The 10,523-nt window shown below is 55.7% G+C and carries 13 protein-coding genes; 8 read left to right on the forward strand and 5 right to left on the reverse strand.

Annotated features, from left to right (window positions below; translation table 11 throughout):
- Positions 1-112: epoxide hydrolase (locus FJ147_24310; protein ID MBM4259009.1), on the forward strand; the 112-nt coding region annotated here is incomplete at its 5' end.
- A gap of 248 nt (positions 113-360) precedes the next feature.
- Positions 361-1,149, forward strand: coding sequence for an enoyl-CoA hydratase/isomerase family protein (locus FJ147_24315; GenBank protein MBM4259010.1), 789 nt, complete (start codon positions 361-363; stop codon positions 1,147-1,149).
- Here FJ147_24315 and FJ147_24320 read toward each other — a convergent pair.
- The 4 genes from FJ147_24320 to FJ147_24335 all read right to left on the reverse strand — a co-directional run bounded on the left by FJ147_24320 (position 1,146) and on the right by FJ147_24335 (position 3,946).
- Positions 1,146-1,484, reverse strand: a complete 339-nt coding sequence (locus tag FJ147_24320) for a hypothetical protein (protein ID MBM4259011.1) — start codon at positions 1,482-1,484, stop codon at positions 1,146-1,148. The genes FJ147_24315 and FJ147_24320 overlap by 4 nt on opposite strands.
- 237 nt (positions 1,485-1,721) lie before the next feature.
- Complete coding sequence (locus tag FJ147_24325) at positions 1,722-2,042, reverse strand: hypothetical protein (protein MBM4259012.1); 321 nt, start codon at positions 2,040-2,042, stop codon at positions 1,722-1,724.
- On the reverse strand, positions 1,867-2,895 hold the full coding sequence (locus FJ147_24330) for an amidohydrolase (protein ID MBM4259013.1): 1,029 nt from the start codon (positions 2,893-2,895) through the stop codon (positions 1,867-1,869). Before FJ147_24330 ends, FJ147_24325 begins: the two co-directional genes overlap by 176 nt.
- Before the next feature lies 1 nt (position 2,896).
- Positions 2,897-3,946, reverse strand: coding sequence for an aldolase (locus tag FJ147_24335; GenBank protein ID MBM4259014.1), 1,050 nt, complete (start codon positions 3,944-3,946; stop codon positions 2,897-2,899).
- Positions 3,947-4,170: 224 nt separating this feature from the next.
- Between FJ147_24335 and FJ147_24340 the strand changes: the two genes are divergently transcribed.
- From FJ147_24340 to FJ147_24355, 4 genes are read left to right on the forward strand one after another with little or no spacing between them, the layout of a single operon-like run.
- Positions 4,171-4,830 carry a hypothetical protein gene (locus tag FJ147_24340; protein MBM4259015.1) on the forward strand — a complete coding sequence of 220 codons (660 nt, stop codon included), beginning with the start codon at positions 4,171-4,173 and terminating at the stop codon, positions 4,828-4,830.
- The gene (locus FJ147_24345; protein MBM4259016.1) at positions 4,809-5,225 is read left to right on the forward strand and encodes a hypothetical protein; all 417 of its coding nucleotides are present in this window, start codon (positions 4,809-4,811) and stop codon (positions 5,223-5,225) included. Before FJ147_24340 ends, FJ147_24345 begins: the two co-directional genes overlap by 22 nt.
- Positions 5,222-5,512 (forward strand): hypothetical protein, encoded by a 291-nt coding sequence (locus FJ147_24350; GenBank protein ID MBM4259017.1) that lies wholly within the window; start codon positions 5,222-5,224, stop codon positions 5,510-5,512. Before FJ147_24345 ends, FJ147_24350 begins: the two co-directional genes overlap by 4 nt.
- Before the next feature lie 21 nt (positions 5,513-5,533).
- The gene (locus FJ147_24355) at positions 5,534-5,755 is read left to right on the forward strand and encodes a hypothetical protein (GenBank protein ID MBM4259018.1); all 222 of its coding nucleotides are present in this window, start codon (positions 5,534-5,536) and stop codon (positions 5,753-5,755) included.
- A gap of 171 nt (positions 5,756-5,926) precedes the next feature.
- On the opposite strand, the gene FJ147_24360 is transcribed toward FJ147_24355, so the two are convergent.
- Complete coding sequence (locus FJ147_24360; protein ID MBM4259019.1) at positions 5,927-6,925, reverse strand: hypothetical protein; 999 nt, start codon at positions 6,923-6,925, stop codon at positions 5,927-5,929.
- A 301-nt stretch (positions 6,926-7,226) separates the two neighbouring features.
- Between FJ147_24360 and FJ147_24365 the strand changes: the two genes are divergently transcribed.
- Together FJ147_24365 and FJ147_24370 are read left to right on the forward strand one after the other, a co-directional pair.
- On the forward strand, positions 7,227-8,498 hold the full coding sequence (locus tag FJ147_24365) for an MFS transporter (protein MBM4259020.1): 1,272 nt from the start codon (positions 7,227-7,229) through the stop codon (positions 8,496-8,498).
- A 72-nt stretch (positions 8,499-8,570) separates the two neighbouring features.
- The gene (locus FJ147_24370; protein ID MBM4259021.1) at positions 8,571-10,262 is read left to right on the forward strand and encodes an amidohydrolase family protein; all 1,692 of its coding nucleotides are present in this window, start codon (positions 8,571-8,573) and stop codon (positions 10,260-10,262) included.
- Positions 10,263-10,523 lie beyond the last annotated feature (261 nt).

Genomic DNA, 10,523 nt, shown 5'->3' on the forward strand with positions numbered 1-10,523 from the left:
CTACAACCTGCAGCGCTGGACGGTGATGCCACAAGGTGGTCATTTCGCCCCGATGGAAGAGCCTGAGCGCTTGGTAGAGGACGTCCGGACCTTCTTTCGTGCGTTCCGCTAAGGGAGTGGCTGCTTGCCGGAGTTGATGAATCGGCATGGTCCAGTGCGAATATCAGACGGTGTACGTGTCACGCGTGGCCGCCAATGGTCTGAGTAGTCACCACATCCCCTGTCATGAGCGCCCGGCATTTGACAACCTGGGAGGACGTGCGGGATAAGGGATACACAACGCGAGCGTGGAGACGAAGGCGATGAAGAGCGTGCCATCGATGCTGGTCATCAGGCACTGGTCAGACAAGGAGAACCACGATGCAGATACAGTATGGCGATGTGGCCGTGACGGTGACTGAGGGAGTGGCGACCGTGGAGCTGCAACGCCCGCCACACAATCTGCTTGATTTTGCGCTGCTCCAGACGTTGGCGACTGCGTTCGAGTCTCTCGATCATGAAGCGTACTGTCGAGCTATTGTGCTTGCCTCGGTCGGTACCCATTTCTGTGCTGGCGCCCATTTCAGCTATCTGCAGGGACAAGCCGAACAGCAAACCTGGAGTGCAGACGCAGGCAATCCTTGGTACGCCGAGGTCGTGCGACTGTACGCCTGCCGCAAACCCGTAATCGGGGCGATTCACGGCGCGGCGATCGGTGGTGGCTTCGGCCTGGCGCTGGTGCCAGACTTCCGGGTGCTGTGTCCAGAAACACGCCTCGCCGCGAATTTTGTGACCTTAGGCTTTCATCCCGGCTCTGGGCTCTCCCTGGTACTACCACGGGTGATCGGCCCGCAACGAGCCGCGCTGCTTTGCTACACCGGCCGTCGCATTGGTGGGGAAGAAGCGTTTGCGTGGGGGTTAGGCGACGTGCTGACCACACAAGCAAATGTGCGGAATGCCGCGCTAGAACTAGCGCATGAAATTGCCGCGAATGCGCCGCAGGCGGTGCAGTCCGTGCGCGCCACGATGCGGGACGGACTCGCGGAGAGAGTGCGAGCGGCCACGGCGCACGAGTATCGCGAACAGCATTGGTTGCGGCAGACGCACGATCATCAGGAAGGATTACGTGCCGTAGCGGAACGTCGCCCTGCGCGGTTTATCGGACGCTAACGAGGAGTGACTGACAACGACGGTCTGGTCCATCGCCAACCGTGACCTCGTATCAGCTCGTGACAGTCACTCTCCATGATTCTGACAGCGGCGCGTTCGCTCACTGAGCATGATGGCACGAGAGGAGTGACATCACACTCGTCCTTGATGCGATGGGTGTATTGTCTGCGACGGCAGATGACGTTGCCGACGTGCTCATTCCCTTTGTTCGGGAACAGGGCGGCATAACTGACGCGGAGGAAATCTCTCACCACTATATCCGTGCCAGCCTTGGCGAACTCTCTGCGGATGAGTTCTAGCGCACGGTCGGCCTTGCGCCCAAGCAGGAACAGCATGATCTCGCGCGCCATCGCTTGGCAGACGGTGTAGTTGACTTCTTACCGGACCTTCCGTCAACCGTGTCCGCTCTTTGGTGCCTGTCAAACGATGTGCCGCGGTGGTCGCGAGTGCTCCGCGCAACGCACGACATCGAACGCGTCTTGGGTTGTTGCGCAGGGCAGTTGGTAGAAGAGCCCGAATTTCATGCACCACTCCTCATTGCGATTTTTACTGAGAACACGCGTGCCATCCCCTTACTGCAGTCCGAGGAGTTGTGCCGCGTTGCCACCCCACACGCGCTCTTTATCTGCACGTGTCAATCCACGTGTCTGAGCGATCAAGCTGACGGGATCACTTTCTCCCATGTCGAATGGGTAGTCAGTGCCAAGCATGACGCGATCACTTCCCACCGTGGCGATCAGTGCAGCGAGCGTCGTCCCCGTGTAAATGACACTGTCGTAGTACAACTGGCAAATACGCACTTGGTGGTCGTGAAATCGCACGTTGACACTCGGGCCGCACCGTGTACGCGTGATCCATGCGGCCAGCGTAGTACGGCAGATAGCCGCCGCCATGCGCCACACAGAATTTGAGCTGTGGGTGCCGCTCGAACACGCCGCCGAAGATCATACGCGAGACGGCAACCGTCGACTCCAACGGCTGCCCGATCGTGTTGGTGAGGTAATATTCGCGTAAACGTGCTCCGTCGGTAAAGCCGATGGGATGCATAAAGAGCAACACGCCGAGTTCCTCGGCCTTGGTAAAGAAGGGGGCAAAACGCGGATCGTCGTAGTCGACGCCATTGATGTTACTCGACACCTCGACCGCACGGAGACCGAGTTCACGCGTGCAACGCTCAATCTCCTGTATGGCACGGTCAATGTCTTGCAGCGGCACTGTTCCCATCCCGGCAAAGCGCGTGGGATGAGCCTGGACAATTTCTGCTACGCGATTGTTTTGCAGTTGCGCTAACTGTACGCCTAACTCACCGTCAGTCCAGTAATAGTATTGCGTAGGGGACGGCGAAATGACTTGAATATCGATACCCATCGCATCCATATCTTTAAGGTGCTCTGCTGGGGAAGTCAGTTTGGGAGCGACACTGGCAAACATGCGCTGATTAATTTCCTGGGTCTCCGGTGTCGAGAAGCGCGTAAACGGCTCTTTGTCGGGGGTAAAGATATCACGCACAAGTGGCTGACACTCGGGCGTAGCGATATGGCAGTGGATATCGACTGTCAGGGGACTGCGGCCCGCACGTTTTCGTGGTCGGCGGTGCGTACTTGGTGTCGTTGTACCTGCTGCTGTACACGAATACAGTAACGGAGAGTTGTACAGACTCATTGTTCCTCCGTCTTCCATCTTGCATGACATGGGCGAGCGAACGTCGACTTCTTTAGGAAAGGCGACTGCGTGCGTCGCACGCAAGTTACCGTCCAGCGATGCGTTTCCCCATCTCCAAGGTGCGATCGACCCGGGCAGGCATGGTGACAATAATGCGAAATCCTTGTTCGATGCGCTGCTCGATGGTGTCAGGACTGGCGATGGTTGCGCACGGGACGTTAAACTCTTTACAGGTCTTGAGGATTTGTTGTACCCCTTCTTCGACACGTGGATCGCTCATGTTACCGCCCGTGCCCATCTCGATCGACAGATCACCTGAGCCTGCCCAGATAGCACTAATGCCTTTCACGTTGCGCAGAATGTCTGGCAGATTCTTCACTCCTTGTATACCTTCAACGATCGGCATGAGAAATAACTCACCGTTTGGATCAAGTGGCCATACGTCAGCAACCTTATAATACTCAGGCAGACTCAAGCCCCAGTAGCGTGGGGCGAGACGATACCACCAGCCACGCTCACCAACTGGTTCGGTATCAGGCGCACCGACCGCCTGTGGGTAGCGGCTGGCCACGACCATCGCCTGTGCCTGTTCGACGGTATCCAGGTGCGGCACGATGAGGCCATAAATGCCGGTATCCAGCGCTTGCTTGATGATCCACTGATTGCGCTCACGTGCATTGGGCGGCACACGCACGAATGGCACGACATCGGGTTGCAGATTGCCTTTGCTGGCGATGCGCTTACGATCCAGCAAGAACTGGAGTGACAGGCGGAGCCCTGGCAAATGAAAGCCTTCGTGTTCCATTTCAAAGATGACAAAATCATAGCCGAGATCGGCAAAGGCCATGGCCTCATCGATATTGCCTGTCCATGCCATTCCACCACCGAACACCACTTTCCCTTGCTCTAAGAGGTCGATCACTTTGTTTAACCGCGCTTGTGCCATACCCGCCTCCGGTACATGAGTTGTCGTGCTGGGCATGACAGGTTCTGTTGCTGAAGTCAAGAAAAGCAGGACTGCTCCCTCAACGAGTGTATACAGCAGAGGCGGAACTACATCAGACCACAGGAGCTTTGTACACTTGCTATGACGGTCCTTTGGGCGTGTCATTCTGAGCCCTTCGCGTCCGCTCATCCTGAGCGTAGGTGCGAAGCACCGAAGTCGAAGGACGCTCAGGATAAACTTCGCGAAGAATCTCTCGGAGCGACCCTTACGTTTCACTCAGGGTGACAGGGCTGCTGTACCAATCTTCTGCGGGTCGATTTAGCATGTAACCAGGAGGTTAGGTCGAAATGTTTTGGCTGTTGCCCTTTCCTCTCTGAATGGAGTAGGGTGCTGGCGAGAGGAACCGAGCAGCTATGAGTACGACAATACAGTCTCCCCCATCGACAGATCCACGCACAGCCGCAGAGTGGATCGAATTCTACTATGCGCAGGGATGGAGCGATGGCTTACCACTCGTACCGCCGACAGAGGAATCCGTGGCTGCGATGCTCGCCGCTGGCGGCCTGACTGCAAAGGAAATCCTTGGCACGATCGACGAACGCAATGCGATTCTTCCTGCGGAAAAGGTCGCTATCAATGCGGTGATGGCGGGTTGTTTGCCCACGTATTTTCCTGTGGTGGTAGCCGCTGTACGCGCACTGTGTCACCCAGATTTTCACTACCATAATCCGGCGACGAGCACGGGCGGGTCGGGGTTAGCGCTGATCGTCAATGGTCCCATTGGTCCTCGGCTCGGGATCAACGCGACCAACAATGTGTTTGGTCCCGGCGTACGTGCCAACGCCACGATTGGCCGTGCGTTGCGTCTAGTGATGATGAATGTGCTCAATACCCGACCGGGGTATCTCGACAAAGGACACTTGGCACGCCGGCGAAGTACTCTCTCTGTTTTGCAGAGAATGAAGAAAACCATCCCTGGACGCCGCTCCATGTGTCACGTGGCTTTCGTCCAGAAGACAGCACGGTTACGCTCTACGCTTCAAACACACTTATGGGTGTGTATAACCAACTGACCAGTACACCCGAGCCGCTGTTGCTGGAATTGGCTGATGCGGTGTGCAACCTGGCGACATCGAACACCTATGGGTTCAACGAGACTTTGGTCGTGCTGGCTGGAGAACATAGCGAGATTTTACGCCGGAGCGGTTGGAGTCGTCGGCAAGTGCAAGAGTTTATCGTTACCCATGCGCGGCGCACGGTAGCCGATTTTAAGCGCGCGGCGCGATTGCCAGGCGCGATTGAACCAGGCGACGAAACGCGGTGGCGCTATGTCATACAAGACCCAGACGACCTTTTACTCGTGTGTGCTGGCGCGCAAGGTGGCAGTTGGTCAGCCTGTCTACCGGGCTGGGGCAAGAAATGGACGCGCAGTATTACCATCCCCATTCAAACAGGAGTACAGTCATGAGAAGAACGGTCTTTGACCCCACCGTCGCTGCCCCCCAAGCAAAGACAGCATTTCGCTACGCCCCGCGCCCTCGCGCTTTTACCGGACTACGTGTTGGGTTGGTTGAGAATACCAAATTCAATTCTGAGGTGATCCTGCGCAAAATCGCGGAACGTCTGGCGACGCGGTACCAGATCACCCTTGCGCATGTTGAGCGTAAGAAGTCTCCTGGCCATAGCGTCACACCGGAAGCCATTGCCTTGTTCCAAGATCAGGCAGATTTCGTGCTTGCCGGAGTCGGTGATTGAGGGTCATGTAGTTCGGGCAGTGTGCTCGACGGGATCAAATTAGAAAGTGCGGGCATTCCCGCTGTCGCTATTGTGACGACGCCATTCATCGCTACCTCGCAAGCCATGGCCACCAATTGGGGAGCGCCCGACTACACGTTTATCGTCACGTCACATCCGATCGCCAACCTGAGTGAATCTGCGCTTAATGCCAAGGCAGACGAACTAACAGCACAAGTAGTGCGTTTCCTTCAAGCGACCTGAGATGCGAGGCATCGGCCCATTTACCGCTGGCACCTCACAGTCGTCCAGCACCAGCGAGTCGGCGCGCGCGTTCCTGTAACCCTCTGTGTTCCTCGGAGATGGTGAATTCCATAGCTCTCCTCCAGTACGTGTTGAAAGCCGGTTCAGACCATTAACTTAGAGCGCAACGGTTTATGACACACGCCGATATTTCGAAATGCTGCGCAGCTCCCGCGGTGGATCTAGAGTGCGTCCGCGGATGCTGTAGGAGACTTCCGCCACGTAGATATCACCATGAGAATCCACGGCAATGCCGTGCGGGGCAATAAATTGACCGGGCCCTTCGCCTTCTTCTTCGGCGCCGAAGCGACAGACCATGTTGCCCTTCAGATCATAGATTGAGACCCGGTGGCCCAAGCCTGGAGCGTCATCTACCCCTCCCATGCCGTTGAGTTCGCCCACGTAGATATGCTCTCCCCACAGCACCATGGCATCGGGCCGATGGATATTGTTCCACATCGTGATGAAGGTGCCTTTGGGGTCAAAGATCTGAATGCGGTGCGCCTCGCGGTCTACGACATAGACGTTATCGCTGTCGTCAATGGCAATGTTGTGTGGTCGGATGAATTGCCCGGCATCAATGCCAGGGCGACCCCAGGAAAATTTGTACTCACCAGATCCGGTATAGACGTGAATCCGCGAGTTGCCATAGCCATCGGACACGTAGACGTCGCCATTGCGCGGCATGATCGCGGCAGAGGTTGGACGGTTAAACGGATCGCCACTCCATTTTTTCGCCGGGGCGTTACGCCTGCCGATTTCCATGAGCTGATCACCATTGGGAGTAAACTTCTGGATCGTATGAATGCCGTCGTCCGCGACCAATAAGGAACTATCGTGCGCGATATACAAACCGTGAGTGCGGTCGCTAAAGTATCCTTGACCGAAGGAGCGCAGGTAGTTTCCCTCGCGGTTGAAGACCATGATCGGATGCTGACCGCGGGTCAGCACATACACATTATCGTGTACATCAACGGCAACACCGGGGCATTCGTGGAACATGACACTTGCTGGCAGCTTGCCCCAGTCATCGACATACTCATAGCGAAAGTCTCCGATTCCATACACTTCACGCATGATGTGCCTCCATTCGCAACGGACTTCATCTCTGTAACGACAGCGCACAAACATCAATACGGCTACTTCTGTTTACCCTTCTCATGGCAAGCGAGGCAAGCCGCGCGCAAACCGCAGTGACCATCAGCGTCACCGACAGACGGAAAAGGCGTGTCACTCCAGAACGAAGACGATTTTCCTTGACACTTCTGGCAGTTTTGATCTATGGCGGAAGACAGCCTTTGAGAGAGCCTGAGCGTTTGGTGCATGATGTCTTGGTTTTATTCTGCATGTTGCGTTAGGGGACATTGTTTCTGCCAGATATCCTTATGAACACGATTTCAGTAAGGACACCGGCTAACAAGCGGAGGAGGGTATGATAACCGCGGAACACACAAACCAGAAGGTATTTTACGGTTGGTGGGTTGTGGTCGCAGCCGGGATCGGATCGTTCATGAGCTTTGGTCCGATCATTGCTTTTACCTTTGGGGTCTTCATCAAGCCGTTAAGTGAGGAGTTTGGCTGGAGTCGGACAGACATCTCGCTGGCATTTTCTCTCTCGCTGTTTATGCTCAGTGGGATGGCGCCGATCGTGGGTCGATTGGTGGACCGCTTCGGCGCTCGCCGAGTGATTATTCCCTCGGTGTTCATCTTTGGCTTAGGGGTGACGTCGATGGCGTTTCTCTCCGCCAGCCTGTGGCATTTCTATGCGGTGTACCTGGTCTTAGGTCTCGTCTCGGTTGGCGCGGCGACCTTACCCTATTTGGCGGTTGTCTCGCAGTGGTTTGATAGGCGACGCGGGTTGGCGCTAGGGCTGGCGATGATTGGCGTGGGATTAGGAACATTCATCATGCCGTCACTAGCGCAGCATTTGATCGATGTTGTCGGCTGGCGCTCTGCGTATGCGATTCTCGGTGTGATGGTCATTGGTGTCACGATCCCAGTCGTCGCACTCTTTCTCAAAGAGACTCCTGCGCTAATGGGATTACATCCTGATGGTGCAGATCACACGCATTTGACAGAAAGACAAGCACACAGTGAGGCAGAAGGAATGAGCAGCCGTGAGGCATGGCACGCAGTGACGTTCTGGTTTATCTTTGCCGCGTTCTTTCTCATGTCAGTCAGTGTCCACGGCTGTTTGATCCACCTTGTACCGATGTTAACCGATCGCGGGTTATCCGATCAGAGTGCGGCGTTAGCCACGTCGCTTCTTGGTGGCGCGCTCCTCGTCGGACGAGTCGGCGCTGGTTACTTACTCGATCGTTTTACCGCGACGGCTGTGGCAACAGGTTTCCTAGCTGGAGCCGCACTCGGAGTGTTTCTCCTGTGGTGTGAAGCTATCGGCAGTCTTGCCTTTCTTGCAGCCATTCTCGTTGGCTTGGGCGTCGGTGCAGAGACCGACCTCATGCCGTATGTTGTGAGTCGCTATTTTGGCCTGCGCGCATTTGGTGAGATTCTCGGCTGGGTGCTCATGGCATGGGGACTTGGCGGCGTAGTTGGTCCGTACTTGATGGGCGTTGGGTTTGACTCTACGGGCTCCTACAGCGCAGTGTTGGCAGCATTCATGGGGGCCACCGTCATTGCTGCGGGCTTGATGGCCCGCTTGGGGCCCTACCGCTTCTGGGAGCCAGCGGTGGAGGCTGCCTAATCGTTGTTGGCGGGATATGATCGCATCTGCACGAACAGAGTAAAACTGTACATGAGAGGCAAAGGAGGGCTCATGGCAAATTATGATCTCTTAATCAAAAATGGCACGGTCGTTGATGGTACCGGCGCTCCGCAGCGCCATGCCGATGTCGCCATCGCCAATGGGAAAATTGCCGCGATTGGCAAAGTCACAGATAGTGCAAAGCAGGTGCTCGATGCCTCCGATCTGGTGGTGGCACCGGGTTTCGTTGATCCACATACACACTATGATGCGCAAATTTGCTGGGATCGGCCACTGTCTACTGCCTCGTGGCATGGTGTGACGACCGTAGTGATGGGTAACTGCGGGGTCGGTATCGCACCCTGTAAGCCTGAGGTACGCGATATTGCCGCATGGGACTTGGTCAACGTCGAAGGCATTCCCTTTGATGCATTAGCGAAGGGAATCACGTGGGATTGGGTCAGCTTTCCCGAGTATATGGATGCCGCGCAACGTCGCGGACTGGGCATCAATCTCGCGTTTCTCGCGCCACTCACACCGTTTCGTCACTTTGTCATGGGTGAAGAGTCGATGGATCGCCCCGCCACATCTGCCGAGACGACGCAGATTCAAGCGTTGCTGCGCGAAGCGATGTTGGCTGGAGCGTACGGCTGGACCACAACCACAATCCTTCAGCACGTGGGCTACAAAGGCCGACCATTGGCCTGTCGGCAAGCGAGTCGTGAGGAACTCACTGCGTATGCGCACGTCCTCAGAGACCTGGGCAAAGGTGTGATTGAAACCACGTTGACCAAGTCAGCAGGGATCTTGGCCGACGATGAATATGAACTCCTGGATTTGTTACTCACAGAGAGTGGACGTCCGGTCACTTGGTTGGCGGTGGTGGATTGCGAGCATCGACCCGAGGGCGCACAAGAATCGCTCCGCAAAGCAGAGCCACTGATAAAGCGTGGCGGTGTTCCACAGGTGAACTGCCTGCCGATGAGTAACGAATTTAATCTGCACAATCCTTTCCTGTTTGGCAGTCATCCATCATGGAAACCAGCGTTTAATCAACCGGCTGAAGAGCAGATGCGGGTATACCGCGACCCCAGTTTTCGTCAGGCATTTCGCAAAGAATTAGAAAACCCGCGTATTTTCTCCGGTAACTGGAATCTCGTTGAAGTACGGGACGTGCATAATCCCGCGCTCAAGTCGTTGGAAGGGAAAACAGTGGTGGAGATCGCTCGCGAACGCGGCAAAGATCCACTCGATACCTTCTTTGATGTGGCATTAGAAGATCAACTTCACACTGAGTTTGTTATTGCGCTGTTTAACGTGCATGAAGAGCGTGTGGCTAAGCTGATTACAGATCCACGCGGGATGATCGGTCTCTCGGATGGCGGCGCGCACGTCGATATGCACGACAACGCTGGTTATTGCACCTATCTGCTCGGCACCTGGGTGCGTGACAAGCAGATCATGAGTTTGGAGCGCGCGATTCAGCGGGTGACCTCAGAACCGGCTAATTTCTTTGGCATCCAGGATCGTGGGGTGCTAGAGGTGGGCAAAGCAGCCGATGTTGTGATCTTCGATTTCAACACCATTGGCCCTAAGATCAGTCCGATTCGTCATCAAGAGTGGCGTCGTGATCTTCCTGCCGGAGGCCGTCGTCTGGTGTGGCCTGCAGATCGAGGCGTACAGTACACGATTGTCAACGGCAGCGTCTTGTTTGATCGGCAACAACATACTGGAGCGTTTCCGGGAGTGGTGCTGCGGTCGTAGGAGGAGAGCCTATGGGGGGCGCGGTCAAACAGAACGCTAGGCTAAGTCCCTGAAATCCGCACGAGTTAATAACTCAGGACTTACGCTTTGGACCTTAACAAGCCGTGACATGAGGGTTTTGTAGTTCAGCGCGGAGGTAATGACTAAACAAACTCTCCCGCACGGCATACAGGGTCTGGCCCAGTTCTTGAGCTTTCACTTTCAAGGATACCCACGCATGATAACAACATGCTAAGTGATTGCGCTGTGCCCGCGCCGCCC

The sequence above is a fragment of the Deltaproteobacteria bacterium genome (assembly GCA_016874775.1).
Taxonomy (GTDB): Bacteria; Desulfobacterota; Binatia; order Bin18; family Bin18; genus VGTJ01.

What these genes read in the sequence shown, in the direction of transcription:
- FJ147_24365 (MBM4259020.1), top strand. Translation starts at nt 7,227, where the DNA reads ATGATAACCGCGGAACACACAAACCAGAAGGTATTTTACGGTTGGTGG.
- FJ147_24345 (MBM4259016.1), top strand. Translation starts at nt 4,809, where the DNA reads ATGGGTGTGTATAACCAACTGACCAGTACACCCGAGCCGCTGTTGCTG.
- FJ147_24350 (MBM4259017.1), top strand. Translation starts at nt 5,222, where the DNA reads ATGAGAAGAACGGTCTTTGACCCCACCGTCGCTGCCCCCCAAGCAAAG.
- FJ147_24320 (MBM4259011.1), bottom strand. Translation starts at nt 1,484, where the DNA reads ATGCTGTTCCTGCTTGGGCGCAAGGCCGACCGTGCGCTAGAACTCATC.
- FJ147_24325 (MBM4259012.1), bottom strand. Translation starts at nt 2,042, where the DNA reads ATGGCGGCGGCTATCTGCCGTACTACGCTGGCCGCATGGATCACGCGT.
- FJ147_24370 (MBM4259021.1), top strand. Translation starts at nt 8,571, where the DNA reads ATGGCAAATTATGATCTCTTAATCAAAAATGGCACGGTCGTTGATGGT.
- FJ147_24315 (MBM4259010.1), top strand. Translation starts at nt 361, where the DNA reads ATGCAGATACAGTATGGCGATGTGGCCGTGACGGTGACTGAGGGAGTG.
- FJ147_24340 (MBM4259015.1), top strand. Translation starts at nt 4,171, where the DNA reads ATGAGTACGACAATACAGTCTCCCCCATCGACAGATCCACGCACAGCC.
- FJ147_24335 (MBM4259014.1), bottom strand. Translation starts at nt 3,946, where the DNA reads ATGAGCGGACGCGAAGGGCTCAGAATGACACGCCCAAAGGACCGTCAT.
- FJ147_24360 (MBM4259019.1), bottom strand. Translation starts at nt 6,925, where the DNA reads ATGTTTGTGCGCTGTCGTTACAGAGATGAAGTCCGTTGCGAATGGAGG.